General features: G+C 66.3%; 23 protein-coding genes. 12 read left to right on the top strand and 11 right to left on the bottom strand.

The window, feature by feature from the left end; translation table 11 throughout:
- The first annotated feature begins 159 nt into the window (after positions 1–159).
- The 10 genes from ACP59X_RS05390 to ACP59X_RS05345 all read left to right on the top strand — a co-directional run bounded on the left by ACP59X_RS05390 (position 160) and on the right by ACP59X_RS05345 (position 9,138).
- Positions 160–702 carry a YceD family protein gene (locus ACP59X_RS05390; RefSeq protein ID WP_428565859.1) on the top strand — a complete coding sequence of 181 codons (543 nt, stop codon included), beginning with the start codon at positions 160–162 and terminating at the stop codon, positions 700–702.
- 69 nt (positions 703–771) lie between these two features.
- Positions 772–954, top strand: coding sequence for a 50S ribosomal protein L32 (gene rpmF / locus ACP59X_RS05385; RefSeq protein WP_006917956.1), 183 nt, complete (start codon positions 772–774; stop codon positions 952–954).
- Entirely contained in the window at positions 944–1,993 is a 1,050-nt protein-coding gene (gene plsX / locus ACP59X_RS05380) for a phosphate acyltransferase PlsX (protein ID WP_428565855.1), read from the top strand. The genes rpmF and plsX overlap by 11 nt, the downstream gene beginning before the upstream one ends.
- A gap of 25 nt (positions 1,994–2,018) precedes the next feature.
- Positions 2,019–3,011 (top strand): beta-ketoacyl-ACP synthase III, encoded by a 993-nt coding sequence (locus tag ACP59X_RS05375; protein WP_428565852.1) that lies wholly within the window; start codon positions 2,019–2,021, stop codon positions 3,009–3,011.
- Positions 3,012–3,356: 345 nt separating this feature from the next.
- The gene (gene fabG, locus ACP59X_RS05370) at positions 3,357–4,085 is read left to right on the top strand and encodes a 3-oxoacyl-[acyl-carrier-protein] reductase (protein WP_428565849.1); all 729 of its coding nucleotides are present in this window, start codon (positions 3,357–3,359) and stop codon (positions 4,083–4,085) included.
- Between the two features lie 47 nt (positions 4,086–4,132).
- Positions 4,133–4,369 (top strand): acyl carrier protein, encoded by a 237-nt coding sequence (locus ACP59X_RS05365; protein ID WP_009181243.1) that lies wholly within the window; start codon positions 4,133–4,135, stop codon positions 4,367–4,369.
- A gap of 167 nt (positions 4,370–4,536) precedes the next feature.
- Positions 4,537–5,781, top strand: coding sequence for a beta-ketoacyl-ACP synthase II (gene fabF, locus ACP59X_RS05360; protein ID WP_428565847.1), 1,245 nt, complete (start codon positions 4,537–4,539; stop codon positions 5,779–5,781).
- Between the two features lie 94 nt (positions 5,782–5,875).
- Positions 5,876–7,114 carry a serine hydroxymethyltransferase gene (gene glyA / locus ACP59X_RS05355; protein WP_428565844.1) on the top strand — a complete coding sequence of 413 codons (1,239 nt, stop codon included), beginning with the start codon at positions 5,876–5,878 and terminating at the stop codon, positions 7,112–7,114.
- A 222-nt stretch (positions 7,115–7,336) separates the two neighbouring features.
- Positions 7,337–8,524, top strand: coding sequence for an AAA family ATPase (locus ACP59X_RS05350; RefSeq protein WP_428565838.1), 1,188 nt, complete (start codon positions 7,337–7,339; stop codon positions 8,522–8,524).
- On the top strand, positions 8,521–9,138 hold the full coding sequence (locus ACP59X_RS05345) for a DUF4276 family protein (RefSeq protein ID WP_428565835.1): 618 nt from the start codon (positions 8,521–8,523) through the stop codon (positions 9,136–9,138). The genes ACP59X_RS05350 and ACP59X_RS05345 overlap by 4 nt, the downstream gene beginning before the upstream one ends.
- A gap of 101 nt (positions 9,139–9,239) precedes the next feature.
- Here the strand turns inward: ACP59X_RS05345 and ACP59X_RS05340 are convergent, their stop codons facing one another.
- From ACP59X_RS05340 to ACP59X_RS05320, 5 genes are all read right to left on the bottom strand, one after another.
- Positions 9,240–10,403 (bottom strand): HD domain-containing phosphohydrolase, encoded by a 1,164-nt coding sequence (locus tag ACP59X_RS05340; RefSeq protein WP_428565833.1) that lies wholly within the window; start codon positions 10,401–10,403, stop codon positions 9,240–9,242.
- 396 nt (positions 10,404–10,799) lie between these two features.
- Positions 10,800–12,989: a ferrous iron transport protein B gene (gene feoB / locus ACP59X_RS05335; RefSeq protein ID WP_428565831.1), complete on the bottom strand. Its 2,190-nt coding sequence runs from the start codon at positions 12,987–12,989 to the stop codon at positions 10,800–10,802.
- Between the two features lies 1 nt (position 12,990).
- Entirely contained in the window at positions 12,991–13,221 is a 231-nt protein-coding gene (locus ACP59X_RS05330; RefSeq protein ID WP_428565829.1) for a FeoA family protein, read from the bottom strand.
- A gap of 276 nt (positions 13,222–13,497) precedes the next feature.
- Positions 13,498–13,779, bottom strand: a complete 282-nt coding sequence (locus ACP59X_RS05325) for a hypothetical protein (protein ID WP_428565827.1) — start codon at positions 13,777–13,779, stop codon at positions 13,498–13,500.
- A gap of 109 nt (positions 13,780–13,888) precedes the next feature.
- Positions 13,889–14,341: a nucleoside 2-deoxyribosyltransferase gene (locus ACP59X_RS05320; RefSeq protein ID WP_428565825.1), complete on the bottom strand. Its 453-nt coding sequence runs from the start codon at positions 14,339–14,341 to the stop codon at positions 13,889–13,891.
- Positions 14,342–14,585: 244 nt separating this feature from the next.
- Between ACP59X_RS05320 and greA the strand changes: the two genes are divergently transcribed.
- Positions 14,586–15,074 carry a transcription elongation factor GreA gene (gene greA, locus ACP59X_RS05315; RefSeq protein WP_428565823.1) on the top strand — a complete coding sequence of 163 codons (489 nt, stop codon included), beginning with the start codon at positions 14,586–14,588 and terminating at the stop codon, positions 15,072–15,074.
- Positions 15,075–15,156: 82 nt separating this feature from the next.
- Here greA and ACP59X_RS05310 read toward each other — a convergent pair whose 3' ends face one another.
- Together ACP59X_RS05310 and ACP59X_RS05305 are read right to left on the bottom strand one after the other, a co-directional pair.
- Positions 15,157–16,167, bottom strand: a complete 1,011-nt coding sequence (locus ACP59X_RS05310; RefSeq protein WP_428565821.1) for an oxidoreductase — start codon at positions 16,165–16,167, stop codon at positions 15,157–15,159.
- Between the two features lie 238 nt (positions 16,168–16,405).
- Positions 16,406–16,903: a DUF1269 domain-containing protein gene (locus ACP59X_RS05305; protein ID WP_428565819.1), complete on the bottom strand. Its 498-nt coding sequence runs from the start codon at positions 16,901–16,903 to the stop codon at positions 16,406–16,408.
- A gap of 233 nt (positions 16,904–17,136) precedes the next feature.
- On the opposite strand from ACP59X_RS05305, the gene ACP59X_RS05300 reads away from it, so the two are divergent.
- Positions 17,137–18,306 carry a sensor histidine kinase gene (locus tag ACP59X_RS05300; protein ID WP_428565816.1) on the top strand — a complete coding sequence of 390 codons (1,170 nt, stop codon included), beginning with the start codon at positions 17,137–17,139 and terminating at the stop codon, positions 18,304–18,306.
- Between the two features lie 109 nt (positions 18,307–18,415).
- Here ACP59X_RS05300 and ACP59X_RS05295 read toward each other — a convergent pair whose 3' ends face one another.
- The 4 genes from ACP59X_RS05295 to ACP59X_RS05280 form a co-directional block, all read right to left on the bottom strand.
- Positions 18,416–20,059, bottom strand: coding sequence for a sensor histidine kinase (locus tag ACP59X_RS05295; protein WP_428565814.1), 1,644 nt, complete (start codon positions 20,057–20,059; stop codon positions 18,416–18,418).
- Between the two features lie 6 nt (positions 20,060–20,065).
- On the bottom strand, positions 20,066–21,289 hold the full coding sequence (locus ACP59X_RS05290; RefSeq protein WP_428565812.1) for an HDOD domain-containing protein: 1,224 nt from the start codon (positions 21,287–21,289) through the stop codon (positions 20,066–20,068).
- Positions 21,290–21,516: 227 nt separating this feature from the next.
- Positions 21,517–22,497: an AAA family ATPase gene (locus ACP59X_RS05285; protein ID WP_428565809.1), complete on the bottom strand. Its 981-nt coding sequence runs from the start codon at positions 22,495–22,497 to the stop codon at positions 21,517–21,519.
- Between the two features lie 22 nt (positions 22,498–22,519).
- A complete protein-coding gene (locus ACP59X_RS05280) occupies positions 22,520–24,322 on the bottom strand; it encodes a PilZ domain-containing protein (RefSeq protein ID WP_428565806.1) in 1,803 nt (600 codons plus the stop codon).
- Positions 24,323–24,333: the final 11 nt, after the last annotated feature.

Here is a 24,333-nt window from a genome sequence, read left to right as displayed (position 1 = left end):
CCCCCCGCTCGAAAGCCCTTACGGAACCGGCGGCGGCAGCGCGTTTTTCGCAGTGACGCAAAGAATTTTGTGAGGTACATGGGAAGCCCGGCCTTGGCAAGCTTTTTCTTGACAACGGCCGGACCACGGACTAGCACTCACTTCTTCGCGAGGAAACCCATGTCCGAACTCTGGCTCGACATCACCGACCTCCCGGCCGAAGGCCGGGAATTTTCGTTTTCCGACCAGGCCCTGTGGACCGGTCCCATCGCGGAATTCGCCCTGCCCCACGTCCTGACCGCCCCGGGGACCGGCCTTGCGGCCACCTTTTCCGTGCTGCCCCAGACCCGGGGAGCGCTGGTGCGGGGAAAGCTTGCCGGCACGGTCGTCGTGCCCTGCGACCGCTGCGCCGAGGACGTGCGGCTGACCCTCGACGAGGACTTCGAACTCTTCGAGGAAGCGCCCCTGGAAGGCGAGGAAGCCCTGGAACCCGGGCTGCTGCGCCGCCGGGGCAAGGTCCTGGAACTGGACGTGGGCAGCCTTTTGTGGGAACAATACCTGCTTGCCCTGCCGGTCAAGCCGCTTTGCGACGAAAACTGCCGGGGGCTTTGCCCGCGCTGCGGCGCGCCGTTGCGGGAAGGGCCGTGCGGCTGCGCCGAGGCGGACGGCGACCCGAGGCTTGCCGTGCTCAAGAACCTGAAGGTGCCGCGCGGCTCCAACTGAGGCGGCCTTGCCGCTTTCTTGCCGCGCGATTGTGACGCGCTGACCCTAAACCCCTAGCGAGGTATCGCCATGGCCGTCCCCAATAGAAAAATCTCCAAGTCCCGCAAAGGCATGCGCCGCGCCCACGACCACGTGCCCGTTCCCTCGGTCGTGCTGTGCTCCTGCGGCGAGCCCACCTTGCCCCACCGGATCTGCCCCAGCTGCGGCACCTACCGCGGCCGCCAGATGCTGCGGAAGGACGATGCCGAATAACAAGCCGCGCATCGCCGTGGACGCCATGGGCGGGGACTTCGGCCCCCACGTGGTCGTGCCCGGCGCGCTGCACGCCGCCAAGGCCGGCAAGGCCGAGGTCATCCTGGTCGGCGACGGGGACGCCGTGGAGGCCCAACTGGCCCGCTACGACGTCAAGGGCTTGCCGATCTCGGTGGTCCACGCCTCCCAGGTCGTGGAGATGGAGGAAAAACCTTCCGAGGCCATGCGCCGCAAGAAGGATTCCTCCATCCAGGTGGCCTGCAACCTGGTGCGCGACGGCGAGGCCGACGGCGTCATCTCCGCCGGCCATTCCGGCGCCACCCTGGCCTGCGCCATGTTCACCATCGGCCGCGCCCCGGGCGTGGACCGGCCGGCGATTGCCACCTTCATGCCCACGGAGAAGTCCCACTGCGTCATCATCGACGTGGGCGCCAACGTGGACTGCAAGCCCTTCCACCTGCTCCAGTTCGGGGTCATGGCCTCGGTGCTGGCCCAGACGATGCTCGGGCGGGAAAACCCGGCCGTGGCGCTTTTGTCCAACGGCGAGGAATCGGGCAAGGGCAACCTGCTGGTCAAGGAAACCTTCGACCTGCTGCGGCTGTCCTCGCTCAATTTCGTCGGCAACATCGAGGGCCGCGACCTGTTTACCGGCAACGTGGACGTGGTGGTGTGCGACGGGTTCGTCGGCAACGTGGTGGTCAAGCAGGCCGAAGGCCTGGCCTCGTCGCTCGGCCGGCTGCTCAAGGGCGAGCTGCGCCGGGGCTTTTTCGGCAAGATCGGCACCATGCTGGCCCTAAACGCCCTCAAGCGCTTCTCGCGCCTGGTCGACTACGCCGAATACGGCGGCGCGCCGCTGCTCGGGCTCAAGGGCATCTGCCTCATCTGCCACGGCGCCTCCAACAGCAAGGCCATGTCCAGTGCCGTGCGCATGGCCGCCCGCTTCGTGGACATGGAAGCCAACGACCACCTCTCCGAGGCCGTGGCAAAAAACATCGACCTGGCCGGCTCCCGCCGCCAGGCCGCCAACGACCAGCACTAGACACGCCAACAACCTCCCCCATCGCATGAAACACGAAGCCTACATTCGCGGCATCGGCTACTACGCGCCCGAAAAGGTGCTGACCAACGCCGACCTGGAAAAGATCGTCGAAACCTCCGACGAGTGGATCACCTCCCGCACCGGCATCAAGGAACGCCACATCGCCGCGCCCGGGGAAACGGTCAGCGACATGACCGCCCAAGCCGCCCGCGCCGCCCTGGCCGACGCCGGCCTGCCGGCCGAGGCCATCACCCATATTTTGCTCTATACCGTCACCCCGGACTACTTCACGCCGTCGGCCTCCTGCCTGCTGGAGGAAAAGCTCGGCATCCGGGGCCGGGTCGTCCAGGACGTCAACGCGGCCTGCAGCGGCTACCTCTACGGCCTGGAAATGGCCCGGGCCATCCTGGCCCTGCACCCCGAGGCGGTGGTGCTCATGGCCGCGGCCGAGGTGCTGACCTCGCGCACCAACTGGGCCGACCGCCGCACCTGCGTGCTTTTCGGCGACGCCGCCGCCGCGGCCGTGGTCACGTCCCAGGCGCCGCCCGTGTCCCAGGCCCGGGTCATGGACGTGCGGCTTTCCAGCGACGGGTCCCTTGGCCACCTGCTCACCATCAAGGGGGGCGGCTCGGGCCAGCCGTACAAGCTGGGGGACGTCGTCGGCGAGGAATTCTTCCTGGCCATGAACGGCCCCGAGGTCTTCAAGCACGCCGTGCGCAACATGGCCGGCGTGTGCGAGGAAATTTTGTCCGCCAACGGGCTTTCCAAAGACGACATCGCCTTGTTCATCCCCCACCAGGCCAATTGGCGCATCATGGAGGCGGTGGCGAAAAAGCTGTCGCTTTCGACGGAAAAGGTCATGTCCACCGTGGCTCGGTTCGGCAACACCTCGGCGTCGACCGTGGGCGTCGCCCTGGTCGAGGCCCGGTCCGCCGGGCGCATCCCGGCCGGGAGCACGGTGCTGTTGGCGGCCTTCGGCGGCGGCTTCACCTGGGGCTCGGCCCTGCTCCAGTTCTAGGGGGACGCCCCCTGGAAAAGGCGATGGTTTTTAAATAAAAGTCATTTTGCTTTGATGTTGCCCTGAAACGAGCCCGGGTGTTTTTCTCGGGCGCGGCGCCAGGACCCTGTGGCCAGCGCGCCGGCGGCCAGCCGGCGCAGGTGACGCACGGCGCCTCGGGTGCCTCACCGGCCACACCGGGGCAAAGCCCCGGCCCGGGCGGAACGCATTGCCGTGGCCGGGTGTTTCGGCTAGGTTGGCGCCCTGCCCGACCGGGCCTGGGCCCCGCCGGCCCACCCGGACCCCGATCAACCCTTCCGGCAGCGCGCGCCGGGAAAATTGCAAGCGCGACAAGGAGCACTGCCCATGCGTACGGCCTTGGTCACCGGCGGGTCTCGTGGTATCGGCGCGGCCGTTGCCAAACGGCTTGCCGCCGACGGCTTCGACGTGATCCTGACCTACGTCAGCAAGCCCGAAGCGGCCGCCGCCGTGGCCGACGCCATCACGGCCGCGGGCGGCGTCGCCAAAGCCGTGGCCCTTGATACCGGCGACCCGGCGGCCGTGGCCGCCTTTTTCGCCGAGCACCTCAAGGGGGCCGACCTGCACGTGCTGGTCAACAACGCCGGCATCACCCGCGACGGGCTCATCGCGCGCATGAAGGACGAGGATTTCGCCGCCGTCATCAATATCAACCTCATCGGCGCCTTCACCTGCCTGCGCGAGGCGGCCAAAATCATGATGAAGCGCCGCGCCGGGCGCATCGTCAACATCACTTCCGTGGTCGGCCAGTCGGGCAACGCCGGCCAGGCCAACTACGCCGCGGCCAAGGCCGGGCTGATCGGCCTGACCAAGTCCGCCGCCCTGGAACTGGCCTCGCGGGGCATCACGGTCAACGCCGTGGCCCCGGGCTACGTGGAAACCGACATGACCGCCGGCCTGTCCGAGGTCGTCAAAACCGCCTTCGCCGAACGCATCCCCTTGAAGCGCGCCTGCGTCCCGGACGAGATCGCCGCCGCCGTGGCCTACCTGGCCAGCGACGCGGCCGGCTACGTCACGGGCCAGGTCCTCGGCGTCAATGGCGGCATGTACATGTGATCGCAACACAACTGCCTTAGTACTACGCCCACCCTTTGGAGGAAACCATGTCTGTCGCGGAAAAAGTCAAAGAAATCATCGTGGATCAGCTCGGCGTGGATGCCGGCGAGGTCAACCCCGAAGCCAAGTTCGTCGACGATCTGGGCGCGGACTCCCTGGACCTGACCGAGCTGATCATGGCCATGGAAGAGGAATTCGGCGTCGAGATCTCCGACGAGGACGCCCAGCAGATCCAGAAAGTCCAGGACGCCATCTCCTTTATCGAGAAGAAAAAGGGCGAGTAGCCCAAAACGCCCAGTCGGACCGGGGCGCGGAAGCGTGTCGCGTCCTTGAAATCCGCGCCAGCGGGTTTTGAGGAAAATACCGAACCGGTTATTTTTCCGTGGAAAGCCTGTCGCATTTTACACGGAACGCCACACCAGCCCTCGCCCCGGCCGCGGACGGATGCGCCATGACCTTACACCGGGTAGTCGTCACCGGCCTTGCGGCCATCACCCCCATCGGCAACGATCTGGCCACCAGCTGGCAAAACCTTGTGGCCGGCGTTTCCGGCGCGGGTCCCATCACCCGCTTCGACGCGGCGGCCTATGACACGCGCTTCGCCTGCGAGGTGAAAGGCTTCGACGAGAAGCCGTTCATCGCGGCCAAACTGGCCAAGCGCCTCGACCGCTTCACCATCTTCGCCGTCTCCGCCGCCATGATGCTCATGGAGGACGCCGGCTGGAAGATTCCGCCCGAGGAGGCGGCCGACGTGGCCGTCATCATCGGCTGCGGCATGGGCGGCATCGAAACCCTCGAAGCCACCCACACCAAGCTCCTGGCCCAGGGGCCCTCGCGGGTCTCGCCTTTTTTCATCCCGACCATGATCGCCAACATGGCCGCCGGCCAGGTATCCATCGCCGTTGGCGCCAAGGGTCCCAACCTGTGCCCGACTTCGGCCTGCGCCTCGGGCCAGCACGGCATCGGCTACGCCTATTCCGACATCAAGCTCGGCCGGGCCAAGGCCGCCATCTGCGGCGGCGTGGAATCGACCATCACGCCCCTGGCCGTCAGCGGCTTCAATGCCCTGAAAGCCCTGTCCACCCGCAACGACGACCCGCAAAAGGCCTCGCGCCCCTTTGACAAGGATCGCGACGGCTTCGTCATCGGCGAGGGTTGCGGCCTGCTTCTGCTCGAAGAGCTGGAGCACGCCAAGGCGCGCGGGGCACGCATCTACGCCGAGGTCGCGGGCTTTGGCGCCTCGGGCGACGCCTTCCACATGACCGCGCCCCCCGAGGACGGCGAAGGCATGGCCCTGGCCATGAAAGCCGCCCTGCGCGAGGCCGGCATGGCTCCGGCACAGCTTTGCCACATCAATGCCCACGGCACGTCCACGTCGCTCAACGACGCCTGCGAGACCGTGGCCATCAAGTCGGTGCTGGGCGAGCACGCCACCAACGTGATCGTCACGGCCAACAAGTCCATGATCGGCCATTGCCTGGGCGCCGCCGGCGGCATCGAGTCGGTCATGAGCGTCAAGACCATCGAGGAGGGCGTCGTGCCGCCCACCATCAACCTGGACAACCAGGACCCGGCCTGCGACCTGGACTGCACCCCCAAGGTCGCCCGCACGGTGGCCGTGCCCAATGTCCTGTGCAACTCCTTCGGCTTCGGCGGCACCAACGCCTGCATGCTGTACAAGGCGTACGCCGAATAGGGTTTTGCCGGGAAGGCCCGGCGCGAGAAGCACTACTTAAGCAGGGGGGCGGCCGGCAACGGACTCCCCCCTCGCGTTTTACGAGGTTGTTCCCATGGAAGAACTGCTGATTGCCGATCCCGAGGTCGGGCGCGCCGTGTGCCTGGAAATCGAGCGCCAGACCGGCAAGCTCGAAATGATCGCCTCCGAGAACTTCGTTTCCGTGGCCGTGCGCCAGGCCCAGGGCAGCGTGCTCACCCACAAGTACGCCGAAGGCTATCCCGGCAAGCGCTACTACGGCGGCTGCGAGTACGTGGATGTGGCCGAGGACCTGGCCCGCGACCGGGTCAAGGCCCTTTTCGGCGCCGACTACGCCAACGTCCAGCCCCACTCCGGCTCCCAGGCCAACATGGCCGTGTATTTCGCCGCCTTAAAGCCCGGCGACACCCTGCTCGGCATGGACCTGTCCCACGGCGGCCACCTGACCCACGGCTCGCCGGTCAACTTCTCGGGCCGCCTCTACAACATCGTGTTCTACCATGTGAAAAAAGAGACCGGCACCATCGATTACGACGAGGTCGAGCGCCTGGCCAAGGAGCACCGGCCGGCGGCCATCGTGGCCGGGGCCAGCGCCTATCCGCGCATCATCGATTTCCCGCGTTTCCGGGCCATCACCGACGCGGTCGGGGCCAAGCTCATCGTGGACATGGCCCACATCGCCGGCCTGGTCGCCACCGGCCACCACCCCTCGCCCATCCCCCACGCCCATTTCACCACCTCGACCACGCACAAGACCCTGCGCGGCCCGCGCGGGGGGCTTATCCTGTCGCACGAGGAATACGGCAAGACGCTCAATTCCCAGATCTTCCCGGGCATCCAGGGCGGCCCGCTCATGCACGTCATCGCGGCCAAGGCGGTGGCGTTCGGCGAGGCCTTGAAACCCGCCTTCAAGACCTACCAGGGGCAGGTCATCCAGAACTGCCAGGCCTTGGCCAAGGGGCTGCTCGACGCCGGTTTCGACCTGGTGTCCGGCGGCACGGACAACCACCTGGTGTTGGTGGACCTGACGCGGAAGGACGTGACGGGCAAGGATGCCGAGCATGCCTTGGACAAGGCCGGCATCACGGTCAACAAGAACACGGTGCCTTTCGAGACGCGTTCGCCGTTCGTGACGTCCGGTGTGCGCATCGGCACGGCGGCGCTGACCACGCGCGGCCTGGTCGAGGCGGATATCGCCAAGGTCGTGGGTTGGATCGACGCGGCCATCGCCTCCAAGGACAACGAGACCAGGCTCGAGGAAATCCGCAAGGACGTCGAGAAGTTCGCCCGGGCCTTCCCGCTGTTCGCCTGGTAGTAAAGACTTGGGGGTTTCCCCCAAGCCCCTGCCGGGGAGCTTATTCTCCCCGGTTCATATAATGCATCGGGCTGTCGGGATGTTTCGTCCTGGCGGCCCGATGCTGTTTTGTCCGCGCCTTCCCTTGCGGGGAGGAAAAGGCGCGTGTAGGAATATTGGAAGTTAAATTTCCAAGACTTCCGTGGCTGGTCACGTCTCGCCGCGGTTTACGGGAATATCCCTATGCTCATCAAGCGCCTGGAAGTGAAGGGGTTCAAGTCCCTCAAGGACGTGGTCTGGGAACCCGGGCCGCTGACGATTCTGATCGGGCCGAATGGGTCGGGGAAGACGAATATCCTCAAGACGATTGAGTTAATATCTTCTACCGGAAAAGGGGCCTTAGAAGACACCATTCAAATTTTTGGAGGAATATCATCCATCTTCTGGGATGGGACGTGTCGGGACATATACATAGATTTTAAAATAAATATAGGAGAATACGATTATTGCTCTACGCCAACTTACGCGACATATCAAATCAACATCAACAATTCATTATTCTCTTCATCATACACACTAAATCATGAAAAGTATACAACATACAACGAATACAATAGCAAATTTAGCACGCTTATCAACAAAAATTCTACCACAGCGACCATCATAACTGAAGGCACTAATAAACAAATTGAGATAAATAAACAGCCTAGTTTAAACAAAGAAACGATTGTTTCGCGATATAGAGATCGCTTTGACACGGATCATGAGATTAGTGCATTACAATATCTGCTATCCACCATTTCAATACACTATACTATTCAAATCACATCTAGCGCTAAAATACGTTTCCCCTTAATAACGCGTCACGAAACAAATGTTCATTCTGACGGCCAAAACCTCGTCAACGTCCTCCACACCCTCTATTCCGAAAACAGAGACTTCGAAAACGACATCAACACCGCCATGCGTGCGGCGTTCGGCGACGACTTCGACCGCCTCGTCTTTCCGCCAGCGGCGGATCAGCTCGTGCAACTGCGTATCCGCTGGAAGTCCCTCAAGCGCGAGCAATCCATGCTCGACCTCTCCGACGGCACCATACGGTTCCTGTTCCTCATGACCGTGCTGTGCAATCCCGATCCGCCACCACTCATCGCCATAGACGAACCGGAAACCGGCCTGCACCCCTCCATGTTTCCCATCATCGCCGAATACGCGGCCGAGGCATCCAAGCGCACGCAAGTCATCTTCTCCACCCACTCGCCGCAATTCCTCGACGCCTTCGGCGAATACAACCCGACCACCACCGTCACCGTCTGGAAAGACGGCGAAACCAAAATCAAGAACCTCGACGGCGACGCCCTCAAACAGTGGCTCGAACACTACTCCCTCGGCACACTCTTCCTCTCCGGCGACCTGGAGGCCCTGGCGTGAAAATCATCCTCATCGTGGAGGGCGATACCGAAAAAGAAGTGCTCCCCGGCTTCCTCCAACGCTGGCTGGCCGGGAAAGTCGATCCCCTGCCGGCCATAAAAGCGGTCAACACGAGAGGATGCGACAACCACATCAAAGAGTGCGCAACCAAAGCAAGATTGCACCTCGCCGCCCCCGACGTCCTGGCCGTATTCGGCCTGCTCGACCTCCACGGGCCAAAAAACATCCCCGCGAACTGCACCTCGATCAAGGACAAATGCGACCACCTGCGCCAGAGGCTGGAAACGGAAGTCGGCTCGCCCAAATTCAAACAGCACTTCGCCGTGCACGAACTGGAAGCCTGGCTGTTAAGCGACCCGGACATCTTCCCATTGGAAGTCAAACGCGCCCTACCCGCCAAGACCACCCGTCCGGAATCCGTCAACTCCACGGAACCGCCGAAACAACTCCTCGAACGTCTCTACCGGGACAAGACCAGACGCGAATACAAAAATAGAACGGATGGAAGCGTGCTGTTCTCCAAACTCGACCCCGAAGTCGCCCGCGCAAAATGCCCGGCCCTGGCCGCGCTTTTGACCGACCTGCTCGCTGTCGCCCAACAAAGCCACCCGTAACCTCGCCGGGAAAACGAAAACGCCCGGAGCGTTCCCGCCCCGGGCGTGCGATGCGCCACAGCCACACTCGGGCCGCGCCGCCGGAAAAGCCGCAAAGCCCCTCACATGGAACAGACCAGCCGGCCGTCCTCCACACGCAGCACGCCGTCCTCGAAAAGCTTGACCGCCACGTCGCAGACGTCCTTGTCGTAGCGCACCCCCGCCCCGTCCATGATCTCCTGGAGCGCGGCGTCGAGGCCCAGGGCCGGCCGGTACGGCCGGTGGGCCGACATGGCCTCCAGCACGTCGGCCACGGCCAGAATCTTCGCCTCGAGCAGCAACTGCCCGCTTTGCAACCCCTGCGGATAGCCGCTGCCGTCGATGCGCTCGTGATGCTGCAGGACGATGTCCTTGACCGGCCAGGCAAAGGGAATGTTTTTCACGATCTCGTAACCGGCCACGGAATGACGCTGCATCAGCGCCATCTCCTCGGGCGAGAGCCTGGCCGGCTTGGCCAGGATGGCCATGGGGATGCAGACCTTGCCGATGTCGTGCAACAGCCCGGCAATGCGGATGCCCTCGATCTGGTCAAACGACAGGTTCATCTCGTCGGCAATGCAGCAACTGATCATGGAGACCGAACGCTGATGGCCGGCCGTGTACAGATCCCGTTTCTCGTGGGCCGTGGACAGCGACTCCACCGTCTCGTACATCAGGCTTTTCAGGTTGCGATGGCTTATCGTCAACTGCTGCTCCGCCTGGCGGCGCGAGGAAATATCCCGGGCGACGATGGTCACGCCGATGATCTGCTCGTGGAAGCGCAAGGGCGAAATGGTCCAGGAAACAGGGAAGAAATGGCCGTCACGATGGCAATTGATGGTCTCGTAGCGCGAATACGAATCACCGTGGGCAGCCACGGACATATAGGAATCGAAATCCTGGGTGACGCTTTGCGGCACGATCTTCATGATGGACGAGCCGACGATGTCTGCGGCCCGGTAGCCGTAGATGTGCTCCGCCCCGTGGTTCCAGGACATGACCTTCCTGTTGAGGGAGACGCTGACGATGGCGTCGTCGGACGAATCGACGATGGACGCCAGCCGGCTGATCTCCTCGATCTGCTTGCGGCGCTCCGTGATGTCCGTAAAAAGGACCAGTACGTATTTCTCCTCGGTGCCGCTCACTTCCGTCATGCGTATGCGGAAGTACTTCTCCGCATCATTGCCGAGTTTGAGCTTTTTCTCGAAAAGCACTTTCCTGTCTGGCGAGGCCAACATGCGTTGCATATCGCCGGCAATTGCATGCAGTATATTCCCGGCCGTTTCCTTTCCCTGAAAACTGACGAGAAACGCGTCATTTACCGCCTCTTCCTCGCCATCCTTGTTCAACAGGACCGCAGGCAAGGGCAGTTCCTTGAATATCTCATAATACCGTTCCATGGGCGCCTCTGGACGATTGGGCTGCGAGAGGCTTCTATATACGGCATAGCCGGGAGCCCAAGCAATCTGTTTCTCGTCTGCATGCCTTCTTCCTTTCCTGACATAAGACACCTAGCCAAGGCAGGCCTATGCGGACCGGCCCAGCCGGCCGAAAAAAGACGCCCGAAGCCTTCAGGCTTCGGGCGTCTTCGCATCCGGCGCGACGCCGGGCCACCGGTCGTCGCGCCGCAAGGAACCTGGAATCTAGGTCAGAAGGGCCGTACCGATCTGGTAGATGCACACCGAGACCACATAGGCGAGGCACAGGCCGCCAACCACCGAAAAGGCCGCCCACTTCCAGTTGGACTCCCGGGCGATGACCACCACCGTGACCATGCAGGGCGTGTACAGCAGCATGAAGGCAAAAACCGACAGCACCGCCGGCAAGGTCCAGGCCGGATCGGCCGCCAGCCGTTCGCTCAAGGGGTCGGCCTCCTCGGGGTCCACTTCGCCCATAGAGTAGGCCGTGGCCATGGTGGAGACGAAGACCTCCTTGGCGGCGAAGGCGCCGATGAGCGCGATGTTGGCCTGCCAGGGGAAGCCGGCCAGGTTGGTCAGGGGAGTCAGCGCCTCGCTGACCCGGCCGGCGGCGGAATACTTGAGCGCCGCTTCGTTTTGCTCGTCCTCGAAGGGCTTCTGGGCGTCCTCGGTCAGCGAAGCCAGTTCCTCTTCGCCCGCATTGGGGTTGTCGGCCTTGACCTTCTCGGCCGCCTGCTCCTTTTGCAGCTCGTACTGGGCCACGGTGTCCGCAGGCAACTCCGGAAAGGTCATGACCGCCCACATGAGGATGGAAACGGCCAGGATGACCGTACCGGCCTTTTTCACGTACTGCCAGACCCGCTCCCAGGTGTGCAGCAGCACGCCGCGAAGCGTCGGCAGGCGATAGGGCGGTATCTCCATGACAAAGGGCGTGCTCTCGCCCCTGATCACGGTGGTGCGCAACAGCTTGGACACCAGCAGCACGAAGCCCCAGGCGGCCAGCACCACGAAGAACATGGCCCGGGTGGGGTTGTCCGGGAAAAAGGCGGCCACGAGCATGAGGTAGGCCGTGGTCTTGGCCCCGCAGACCATGAACGGCGCCGTGAGGATCGTCGCCAGGCGCTCGCGGGGGCTGCGCAGGGTGCGGGCGCACATGACCCCCGGCACGGCGCAGCCGCCCGGGATGCCGCCGGACATGATCAGCGGCATGACCGACATGCCGTGCAGGCCGAAGATCCGCAGCACCCGGTCGAGCATGTAGGCCACGCGCGCCATGTAGCCGAGGTCCTCCAGGAAGACCAGCATGGCGAACATGATGCAAATCAGCGGCGTAAAGCCGATGACCGAACCCACGCCGCCGATGACGCCGCTGACGATCATCGATTGGAGATACCCCTCGGGGAGATAGGTCGTGGCCACGCCGCTGAGCCATTCGAAGCCGGCTTCGATCCAGCCCTGGGGATAGGCGCCCAGGGTGAAGGTCACCTGGAACATCAGGTACAGGATGGCCAGCATGATGACCGGGCCGAGCAGCTTGTGGGTGACGACCTTGTCGATGGCGTCGGAGTTGTTGCGCCGCAGTTCGTCGCCGCCCCGCACCACGCCCTGCTTGATGAGGCCGTTGATGTAGCCGTAGCGCCAGTCGGCGATGATGGCGTCGGGGGTGGTGGCGCTGTTAATGCGGGTGACAGCTTCGGCCTCGGCGCACAGGCCCACGAGCTGCTCGTGGGCCGGGCCGGCTTTTTTGCCCTCGCCCATGACCTGCTCGTCGTTTTCCAGGTACTTGACCGCCACCCAACGGGGGTCGTAGCGGCCGGCGAGGAAACCGGCCTCCTCGATCACCCGGGTCATGCGGTCGATGACGGGGTCGAGGTCCGGGCCGTAGGAAAGCCGAAACGGCGACCACTTGCCTTGGGCCTTGTCGGCTACCGCGGCCACGGCCCGCATCAGCTCCTTGCTGCCCTGGCCGAGCCGGGCCACGCAGGGCACCACCGGCACGCCCAGCAGTTTGGACAGCTTGTCCACGTCGATGGTCACACCGCTGCGGCGCACCTCGTCCATCATGTTGAGCCCAAGCACCAGCGGCGCGCCGATCTCCAGGAGCTGCACGGCCAGATAGAGGCTGCGCTCCAGGGCCGTGGCGTCCATCATGTTGATGACCACGTCGGGCCGCTCGTCCACGATGACGTTGCGGGCGACCAGCTCCTCCATGGAGTAGGAGGTCAGGGAGTAGGTGCCGGGCAGGTCGACCAGGTGGCTTATGTGGCCGTTTTCCCGGTACACGCCCTCCAGGCGGTCGACGGTGATGCCGGGATAGTTGCCCACCCGGGCCGAGCCGCCGGTGATGGCGTTGAACATCGTGCTCTTGCCGCAGTTGGGCTGGCCGGAAACGGCCACGCGTATGGTTTGCGCCATGCTAGAGCGCCTCCACGGTGATATAGTCGGCCTCGCAGTTGCGCAACGACAGCGTGAACCCCTTCATGCGCACCGCCACCGGATCGGTCAACGGCGCCCGGCCGACGACCATGAGTTGCGTGCCGGGCACAAGGCCCATGTCCCGAATACGGCGGCCCAACTCTCCGCTGGCCGCAACCGCCCGGATACACCCTTTCTGATTGACGGCCAGTTGCCGCATCGACGTGACCATGGTTCCCCTCCTTGCTGCGCACCGCCCGTGTGTTGCGGCGTCGTGACCTATCGACAACCCGTGCGCCTGGGCGCGGGCCGGATTGCCGTGGCGGGTCTTGGTGTAAATGATATTCAATATCATTGTCAACACCCACGAAGGGCCCCGCCCAAGCCATGCCCACGGCCTCGGCCAAACGCAGGGGCACGGCCGCGCCCGGGACCTGCCCAGGCAGCCGCGGCCCCGGTTCGGCCCGGGCCGGTCAACGGCCCTCACGGCCCGTAGGAGAGGAACGCTTCAGACAAGGGGGCAAAATTCACCCGAGCCCAGGCGCTCGGCCCAGCCGACGCCGGCCTCGGCCGCCCGGGAAGCCCCGTCCTGACCGGCCGCCCCGTCCCGGCGCAGGCGATCGCGCAAGACTCTGGCGTTGGAATGGGCGATGCCCTGGGCGGTCATCATGTCCTTGAGGTCGTGCCGCCGGGAAAAGCCCAGACGAATGTTGCCGCCACCGTCCAGATAGACCTGGCAGCACAGCCGTTCCACGAGGTAACGTAGCGGATCCTGACACATTTCCGTCATGATGGGCGCCATCCCTCTGGGAGTGTCGGAGAGGAAACGGGGGAAGAACTTTCGTTACAGTGTCACGAGCGATATGTCATTCGTAACAGCAAGGCAAATGAAAGTTTGTTCAGGCTCGCCCGCCCGACGGGCAAAGGGGGGCACGGGCAGCCAACCCGGACATCAATGCATCAATATCCTTGAAAATCTTCTGACAGGAACACTCAAGCATGCAATTGACCAGGGACTGGGCCGTGTCCCCGGCGGACCGAAAATCCGTGCGCAGGCCCCACACCGCCATGCCCCTGGCATAGGCGTAGCCGACCTCGAAGGCGGTGCCGTCGTCCACCTGCGGCCCGTCCAGCACGGCCACCACCAGGTCGCAGCCGCCAAGGCCGGCCAGGCAGCCGCGAAAGATGTGCCCCTTGGCCGCTGCCCCCATGGCCGGCAAGTCGTCATCCGCGAACAAGTCCCCGGGCCACAGGGCGGCCAGGCCCGGCAGCGCATCGACCCGGTCGCGCAAATGGGCCATGAACCGGCGTTCGGCCAGGCTGAAAAGGGGTCCGGCGAGGTAGACACGCATGGCTGCTCCTGGGGGGCGGTGGTGTGCGGGCCGGCGGCCCGCAGGCCCGGCATCGTAGCCCTGTGGCCCCTCCCCGGCAACCGGGCCGAAAACGGCCGGGCTTGACCGCCGCCACGGGATGGTCTAACCAAAAAACCGTCCGCGACCCAATTAGTCTCCCGCGATCCGCGCGGCCGCGTCCTTCCGGACGAGGCCGCTGTGGTTGGTTTTTTTCCGACAATCAAACCGCTTGCAAGGTATGACGATGGACAGCATTCCCATTACCATTGAAGGCTTCAGAAAACTCGAGCGTGAACTGGAGCGACTGAAAAAGGAGCGGCCCGAAGTCATCCAGGCCATCAAGGAAGCCCGCGAAGAGGGCGACCTGCGCGAGAACGCCGGCTACGAGGCCGCCCGCGAACGCCAAGGCATGCTCGAGGCCCGCATCAATTTCATCGAATCCCGTATGCCGCGCTTCAACGTCATCGACCTGGCCAGCCTCGACGGCGACCAGGTCATCTTCGGCGCCACCGTGGAAATCGAGGACGTGGATACCGGCGACATGAAGAAGTACACCCTGCTCGGCCCGGACGAGTCCGAACCCAGCAAGGGCACCATTTCCATCCTTTCGCCCGTGGGCCAGGCCTTGCTCGGCAAGCGTGAGGGCGACGAGATCGTGGTGGACGCCCCGCGCGGCAAGATCAATTACGAAATCGTCTCCATCACCTTCAACGGCGCCGTCAACCGGGCCTGATCGCCCGCCCCCGGGCGCCGGTATTGGCCCCGCCCCCCTGGGGACGGGGCCAAAAGCGTCTTTGGGGACGCAAGCCGCCGCCTCAGGCCTCGGCGAACAGGCAGCGGTTGCCGGCCGCGTCGTAGCAGCCGCCACAGGACACGCACCGGCTGGGCGACCGGTCCCCTTCCCGCCAGCGCCGGGGCAGTTCTGGCTCGCACAAAAGCGGCCGGGACAGGGAGAAAAAGGCGATCGCCGTTTCGTTGGCGATGCGCTCCATCACTTCGGGCGACCGGTTGGCCCCGACCAGGGCCACCGGCGCGCGGATGGCCGCCGCCACGGCCGCGGCCTCGGGGGCCAGGACCGATTCGGCCTGCTGCGGGCCGTCGCACAGCCCCCGGTTGCCGCCAAGGCCGCTTACCTCCACCAGGTCGATCCCGGCCGCGTCCAGGGCTTGCGCCGCCTCCAGGCAGGCCTCGAACACCCCCGGCGTCCCGTCCAGGTCCCGGCAGTCGAGCTTGACGGAAAGCAGGAAATCCTCGCCCACGGCGGCCCGCATGGCCGCGTGGATGTCCAGGAGCAGCTTGCGCCGCCCGGCCGGCGAGCCGCCGTAAGCGTCGGTGCGGCGGTTGAGGCCGGGATGCAGGAATTGGCTGAGAAAATAGCCGTGGGCGCTGTGGATTTGCGCCCCGGCGTAGCCCGCCTCCCGGGCCAGGCGGGTGCCGTGGGCGAAAAGCGCCGGCAAGGCGTCCAGCTGTGCCGTGCTCGGCTCGCTCACGGCCAGCAGGGCGCCGTCGCGGCCGGCATGGGCCAGTTGCAGCAGCATGGGCACGCCGGCGGCCCGGCCGGCGGCGGTCAGTCGGCCGTGGCCCGGCAGGTGCTGCGGGCCGCACAGCCCGATCTGGCCGGGGATGGCCCTGGCGTCGGGGCTCAGGTACGTCGCGCTGACAATAAACCCGCCGATGCCGCCGGCGATCTGCCGCGCGTCGCAGCGTTCCAGTTCGGGGGTGACGGCACCCTGCGGGTCGGCCAGCCGTTCCCAGGTGGCCGAGCGCAGCAGCCGGTTGGGAAAGGCCACGCCCTTGACGGACACGGTATCGAAAAGCGTCTTCATGGTCGCCTCCTCGCGGCCGGGCTTCCCGGCCCTGGCCGACGAAGATACCCCCGCCTTGGCCCCGGCGGAAGAAGGCACCTGGTGGTGTCCCGGTATGCTCCGCGACACCGGGCGCGGGCGATAAAAAAAGCCCCGTCTCCGGCGAGGCGGGGCCTTGGTGGACATTGCTTGCGGCGACAGGCCGCCAGCGGCATATGGCCCCCCGTCCTCGGGGAGACGGAGCCTTGGCGGACGTTGCTCAGGAGGCGGCGCCGGCGGCGGCCAGGGCTTCCTGGAGCTTGGCCTCGTCGTCGTGGGACAGGGAGGTCTGGAGCACCTTGCCGCCCGTGCCCTTGAGTTCGTCGAGGACCTTGTCCTCGGTCATCTTGCGGATGAGCACGAACAGGACCGAGGAACCGGGGGTCAGGGTCTCGGCCAGCTTTTTCATGAAGTCGTCGTCGATGCCGACATCGGTCAGGGCCCCGGCGGCCGCGCCAGAAGCCGCGCCCACCACCGCGCCGAGCACCGGCATCATGAAGATAAGCCCGATGAGCGCTCCCCAGAAGCCGCCGCCCACCGCCCCGGAAGCGGCCAGGTGGTACATCTGGTGCAGTTTGATCTTGCCGTCCTTGTCCTTGACGGCGACCACGGCGTCCTCCAGATCGACCAGGTATTCCTTTTGCATCTTGAGCAGTTTGAGGCGCACTTCCTCGGCCTTGAAGGCATCATCATAGCCGACGACGATCAGATCGCTCATACGGGACTCCTTGCCGCGCAGTTGGATTCGGCCCCGCACCGGAGCCGGGGCTGCGTTGTGATGCTGTGCCCCATTTCCCGCGCGTTGGCAACACGGCCCGGTCCACGGCCCGGCAATGTCGCCCAATCGTGTTCCGTACGTCGCCTCAGCCACTGCTTGTGGCAGCCGCCGGGCTCGTCTATCCTGCGGCCAGGCCAGTGCCTGCCCCAACCCGTCGCGCCAAGGAGACGTCCATGCCCCCCGCCGACCTGCCCACCGAACGCCTGTCCCGCTTCCGGGAACTGCTTGGCCTGTCCGAGCTCGAGGGAAACCCGCTGGCCCGCTACGCCGCGAGCCTCGGCGCCGCCCCCGGTGATTTCGCCGACCGCATCCAGGCCTTCGTGCGTGAGATGCCCCAATTGCGCATCATCCAGGAAAGCCTGCCCGACCCGGCCAAGCTGCGGCGCAACTGGGAGGAGTGGTTCTCGGGGCTTTTCGCCCAGGGCCTCGGCGAGGCGCTCCTCACCCGGCTGTGGCGCAGCGGCCAGGCCCACGTGGCCCACAACGTGGACCACCGCCTGGTCAGCACGGCCTACGCCCTGGCCCGGCGCCACCTGCACGAACGGGCGGCCGCCGTCCTGCCCGCCCCCGAGTTGCCCGAGGCCTTGCGGGCCATCGACGCCATGGTCGATTGCAGCCTGCTGGTGGAAACCGACGCCTACGTGACCTTTGCCACGCGCTGCGAACTGGAGGTGGTCCAGGGCATCGCCCACCAGGTGCGCAACCCCATCGCGGCCATCGGCGGCCAGGCCCGGCGCCTGCTGCGGCGGCACGGCCAGGAGCCGGACGTGGCCGAGGCGGCCCAGGTGGTGCTCGACGAGGCGGCCCGCCTCGAGGCCCTGGCCCGGTCCGTGTCCCGGTACATGGACGTCACGGCCCGGGAGCCGGCCCCGGCGGCCACGCCCCTGGCGGCCTTGCTCGACATCGTCCGCAGCCGGGTGGCCGCCCTGCCCGGCCGCCAGGACACGGCCTTCTCGGCGGACATCGTCCCGTCCGACCTGGCCCTGGCGCTGTCGCCCTCGGACCTCGACGCCCTGCTCGGGGCGCTTTTGGACAACGCCTACCGCTACGCCGCCCCGGGCGACCCCCAGGTGCGCCTGACCTGCCGGGAAAGCCCGGGCCGGCCGGGATTTGCCACCCTTTCCATCGACAACACCGGCCAGACCCTGTCGGCCGAAGACCTCACCCGCATCTTCAGCCCCTTCCACTCCTCGGACCCCCAGGGCACGGGCATGGGCCTGGCCACGGCCAAGACCATCGCCCGCAAGTATTCCGGGGCCATCGCCATGAGCCTGCTCGACCACGGCACGCGCTGCCTGGTCAGCCTGCCCCTGGCCACGGCCGGGGCCGAGGCGCCGGCCTAAGACCAAATCCGGCGCATGACGCCCGTCAAGCTCGAAACTTATACAACTCTATCTGTTTGGTAGACGCAGCGCCGGTCCTGCCTGCGAAAGAGAACCGGAAGAGGCGCCGTCAGGGCCGCACCGATGCGCCGGCCGGGCGCGGCAGCATGCAGCACAGCGTGGTACCGGCGGCCTCGTCGCTGACGCAGCTTATGGTGCCGCCGAGGCTTTCCACGATGAGCCGGGCGCTGTAGGCGCCAAGCCCGGTGCCGCCGGCCTTGCCGCTGGTGGCGTATTTCTCGAAGAACCGGTCGCGGATAGCCTCGGGCACGGCCCCGGCGTTGTGCAGGCTCACCAGGACCATGTCCCGCCCGAGCACCGCGACCGCCACTTCGCCGTCCCGGGGCGAGGCTTCCACGGCGTTTTTGAGCAGGTTGGCGAACAGCGAGAAAAAAAGCAGCTCCTCGCCGAGCACGGTGACCGGCCCCGCCAGGCCGGACGCGCCGTCGGTCTCGAACCGGATGGCCACGGCCTTGGCCCGGGTCAGGGGGGCCAGGTCGCCGGCCACGCTCTCCAGGACCCGGCACAGGTCCACCGGCCGGGGATCGAGCACGTACGTCCCGGCCTCCATCTTGTAGAGGTCCAGGGACAGGTTGATCATGCCGAGCATCTTGAGCCCGGATTCCTTGATCATGCCGAGCAACGGCCGGACATGGCCCGGCAGGTCCGGGTCGTCCATGAGCACGTCGGGCAGGCCGATGATGCCGGTCAGGGGGGCCTTGAGGTCGTGGCGGGTCATGCGCTCCACGTCCTCGCGCAAGGATTCGAGCTTTTTTTGCTCGGAGATGTCGACGAAGCTTTCGATGACGCAGTCCCGGCCGGCCAGGCTGGCCCGCACGGCGGTCTTGAGGATGAGGATCTCGCGGCCCGTGGCGTCGCGGATGCGCCGTTCCACGCAGGAAAGCGTCTGGCCGCCGTCGATGATCGGGCAGTTGCCTCGCTGGGCCGGGCAGAAGCAGTCGAAGCACTCCCGGCCGACCAGTTCCTCCCAGCCCCGGCCGACCATGGCCGCGCCGGCCGGATTGATGTCCACCACGGCGTGGCTGGCCGGGTCGATGACCGCCACCCCGGCCGGCAGGGAATCGATGATGACCCGGACCTCATCGTAGGCCCGCCGCAGCGCGGCCGTGCGTTCGGCCACCTTGCGTTCCAGGCCCTGGTTGGCGGCGGAGAGGTGGCGGTAGAGGAAATAGCTCTCCAGGGCGGCCGCCCCGGCATTGAGGACCACGGTAAAAAGGGCCAGGGCCTGGTCCGTGGCCTCCTGGCTCCCCTGGCGCAACAGCCCCAGGCACACGCCCCGGACCCGGGACGGCGTGGCCAGGCGATGGACGGCCAGGCGCCCGTCCCGGCCGCGGGCGCGAAAAAACGCCGGCCCCGGCTGGTCCAGGACCAGGGCCAGGGAATGGTCGTCGATGAGCGAATCCAGTTCCGCCTCGGGGTCGAAGCCCGGCGCCTGGCCCAGCGCCAGGGACAGGACCATGTCGTGGCTGGCCTCGTCGACCAGAAACAGCGCCACCGCCTCCAGGGGCAGCAAGTCCCGGACCCGGCCGGCGATCTCGGCCAGGATGGGCTGCGGGCTTTCCAGGCGGGAATAGCTGGTGTCGAAATGGCCGAGCCCGGCGGCGGCGGCCAGGGCCGCAAGCGCCTCTTCCTTTTCCCGGGACAGGCTCTCCACCCGGGCGGTGAGAAAGGCGATGCGCGCGGCGTCGTCCACGGTCCCCTACCCGACCAGGCTGGCCACGATGTCGTCCACCTGCCGCCGGGCCTGGGACAGGGCTACGGCCAGCAGGCTCGGTTCGATCCCCAGCCGTTCCCAGGCCGCGCCGTCAAGGGGCGGCACCAGGGGCGAGCCGTTGGACCCCAGGCCCAAGGCCACGGTGGCCACGTCGGCCACATGGACGATGGCCGCGTCCAGGTCCGCGCCGCCGGCCAGGTGATGCCCGCCCACGGCGCTGGCCAGTTCCGGCGGCAGGTGCCACTGGGCGAGCAGCGCCCGGCCCACGGCGGCGTGGTCAAAGCCCAAAAGCGCCCGCTCGGCCGCGACCAGCGGTTCGCCCCGTTCCCAGGCCAGGCGCATGGCCCGGGACATGGTGCGGGGCAGGCGCCGCAGCAGCACCAGCCGGCCCAGGTCGTGGAGCAGCCCGGCCACGAACAGCCGTTCCTGGGACAGGCCGCCGACATGGGCGCCGAGCACCCGGGCCAGGGCGCCGCAGCCCACGGCATGCTCCCAGATCTGGCGCATGGTCAGGCAGCAGGAGGGTATGTCCCGGAACCGGTCCACCACGGCCACGCCCAGGGCCAGTTGGGCCAGCTCCCCGGCCCCGATGCGCATGACGCCCCGGGCCAGGGAATCGATGGGCCGGGCCAGGCCGTAGAACGGGCTGTTGGCCAGGCGCAGGAGCCGGGCGGCCAGGCTGGGGTCGTCGCCGATGATGCCGGCGATGCGGCCGGCCGAGGCGCCGGGGTCGTCGATGGCCTCGCGCAGGCGGAAATAGATGTCCGGAAAGCTGGCCAGGGAGGGGTCGTCGGCCACCAAGGCCTCGGGGCCGGGCGGGAGCGGCTCGGCTTCCCCGGCCTCCACCGGGGGCGGGGCCACCGCCGGCACCGGGCAACGGTCGGCCCGGGCCAGGTCGCGCAGGCAAAACCCGTACAGGGCCGCCACGGCCGGATGAGCCCGGTCGGTGAGGACGAACCGGGCGTCCAGGGCCTGCCAGACGTCGTTGGGCGAAGGCGCCGCCTCGCCGCCGGCGTCGGGAACGGCCGTTGCCGGGGGCTCCCCGCCCGGGGCCAGGCAAACGGCGCTCACTCCCCAGATGCGCAGCACCCGCAGGTGGTTGGGCAACAAGACCGTGCCGGCGGACAGCAGCATCCGGCCGTTTTTGCCGCACACGTCCGCGCCAAGCACCAGACCCGGCTGCAGTTCGTCGATGGGAACCTTGGCCATGTCGCACCGCCGCCACTGCCATCGTTTCGGGCAGGGGAAAGGCTGCCCCGGCCACACGACATGATGATAACGGCAACCGAGCCACCGGGCAAGGCGCGTCACCCGTCTCGATCACCCCGCCGTCCCGGGACCGGGGCCGCCCCCTGGCACAGGGCCTTTACGGGACAGGGGCCGTGTCCCGCAGCAGGGCCGTCACGGGACCGCGACCATGTCCCGGAACAGGGCCGTCACGGGACCGGGACCGTGTCCAGAAGCATGGCCGTCACGGCCGCGGGCGTGAGGCCGTCGGCCAGGGCCTCGTAGGTGCACAAGATCCGGTGGCGCAACACGTCCGGGGCCATGGCCTTGATATCGCCCGGGGTGACGTAGTCCCGGCCGTCGAGCAGGGCCCGGGCCCGGGCGGTCCTGGCCAGGGCGATGGCCGCCCGGGGCGAGGCGCCGTAGGCGATGCGGCCGCCAAGGGCGGCCAGGCCGGCCGGCACGGGCTCCCGGGTGGCCCCGACCAGGGCCACGATGTAGTCGAGGAGCCGCTCGTCCAGGCGCACCGTCCCGGCCAGGGCCGCCAGCTCCAGCACGTCCTCGCGGGAAAGGGCGGCCGGCGCGCTCGGGGCCTCGGCCAGGCAGGCCCGGCGCACGATCTCCTTTTCCTCGTCCGGGGCGGGGTAGCCCAGGACCAGGCACAAGAGGAACCGGTCCACCTGGGCCTCGGGCAGGGGATAGGTGCCTTCCTGCTCGATGGGGTTCTGGGTGGCCAGGACGAAAAAGGGCTCGGGCAGGGGGAAGGTTTCGCCGCCGATGGTCACCCGACGTTCGGCCATGGCCTCGAGCAAGGCCGACTGGACCTTGGACGGCGCCCGGTTGATCTCGTCGGCCAGAAGGATGTTGGTGAAAACCGGGCCCTTGCGCACGACGAAGCTGCCCGTGGCCGGCTTGTAGACCTCGGTGCCGGCGATATCGGCCGGCAACAGGTCCGGGGTGAACTGCACCCGGCGGAAATCGGCCCGCACGGCCGTGGCCAGGGTCTTGACCGCCAAGGTCTTGGCCAGGCCGGGCACGCCCTCGATGAGCACGTGGCCCCGGCAGACAAGGGCCGTCAGCAGCCTGTCGGCCAGCGCGGCCCGGCCCACCAGGACCGTGGCCATGGCGGCCCGGAAGGCCGACACGCGCAAAGCCGCCTCGGCCAGCCGCGACGGTTCGATTACGGACATGGGAAGCCTCCGGCGCAAGCGGTCAGCGCCCGATGGTATTGCGGAAAATCCAGTCGGTTATCAGAAAAATGCCGTCCTTGCCCACCGGGGAGAACCGCACCAGCCGGTCGTGGCGGATTTCGCCGGCCTCCATGAATTGAAACCCGACGTACTTCTTGCGCAGCGGCGGAAAATCCCGAATGCGCTTGACCTCCAGCCGCAGCCCGAGCTTGAGGTCCGGGATGCCCGTACGGCCCACCAGATGCATCAACGCCAGCAGCGGATGCTCCTTGCTGCTGTCGATGAAATAGTCATGGGCCGGGGCGTCCTGGTGGATTTCCAGCATGAGGCCGCCGGCCGACAGGTCCCTGATGTGGCAATGGGAGGCGCTGTCGGGGATGATGCAAAACGGTGCCGGCCATTTCTCCATGGTGCTGAAGGCGGCCCAGTCCGCCTGCGGGCTCGGCGAGGCCATCTCGAAGGCGGCCAACTGGCTCGGGTCCAGGGGCAGGCGCTTGTGGGAACGCCTGGTCAGTTCGAAGGCGGCCGGCAGGGACAGTTCCACCAGGCAATGGGACGGGTCGGCCTCCTCCACGGCCAGCACGTTGGAACGGAAATCGAGGTAGGTACTTTTGCGGTTGGCGCCGGCGATGGAAAAGTAGCCGTGGACCTCCTGGCCGGGCCGGGCCTCGTTGAGCCGGTTGCCGCGCGGCGACTGGACGGTCATGGAGGCGTCGCCGAGCCCCTTGATATGGCAAGGATTGATGGCCGAATCGTTGGGGTCGTCGAACAGGCGGAAATAGAGGATGCTTTTCTGCTTGAAGGCCTCGTCGAGGACGGTGCGTTCCTCCACGCGCATGCCCCGGGCGGGCGGGGCCTTTTTCTCCTGGATGGCCTTGGCCGCGTCCAGGGTGCGCCGCAGCCAGAACATGGCGGCGACCCGGCAGACCAGCGCCTGGGGCGGATCGCCGCCCATGCGGAACCGGGAGTCCGACGACAGGCGGGCGCTTAAGTTGTCGAACCGCTCCAGGACATGGCGAAAAACCTCCAGGGCGCCGACATCGCCGCCACACACCCCCGGCGTTTCGCCCCGGATCGCGTCGAGATAGTCGCGCAACCCGAAGGCCTTGGGGATCTCGCCGAGAACCAACACGCCGTAGCGGTCCACGGGCGGTGCCTGCCCAGCCGCGGCGAACAGTTTGCGAAACAGCTTGGCGATAAACGGCGTCTTGTACTTCGCCTCAATGAGGCGGGCGGTGAATTCGAACACGGGCGTCGAGAGCAGGGGCAGCAGGACGACCGACCCGATGGACCGGACGTACCAGTGGAAGACGTCTCGATCGGAGAGCATCTTGCCCAAAACGCTGTCCTCGAACTTGAGGACATAGTCAAAGGTGTTGAGTTCGATGCAAAAGACGTTCTCCCGGGCGTCACTTTGCCGGTGTAGGAGCCAGCGGTCTTTGTCTTCCTCCCGCAACCAGCGCCAGCGATGAAAATACATCTCACCAACGATATAATCGAAATAGCGCCGCTGATTGAAGGCGTTTTTGAGCAGCTTGAGTATGGCCTGTTCCAGGGCGGCCCTATCGTTTTGGCTGGCCACCAATCCCTTGTTGACGAGCCAATGCGGCAACGCATCGTCGCGTCCCATGGCATAGCGCATGACGTCGGTAACGACCTCACCGGTGTCCACCTGCCGCAGCAGATGGTCGCCTATGCCTCTGGCCAAATCCAACGCAGCGTCGGCAAGCACCGGTTTAGCCGCCGGTTCGGGGGTGCGCGAAGCGAGCCGGCCGAAATGCAGGTCCAAACCGGTTCGCACCACTGGGAGCAAAGCCTCTTTCATGAACAAACATC

Source organism: Solidesulfovibrio sp. DCME (genome assembly GCF_049995385.1).
In the GTDB taxonomy this organism is placed as follows: domain Bacteria; phylum Desulfobacterota; class Desulfovibrionia; order Desulfovibrionales; family Desulfovibrionaceae; genus Solidesulfovibrio.
The sequence above is the reverse complement of the archived record's forward strand: the minus strand, read 5'-3'. Positions and strand labels throughout refer to the sequence as shown.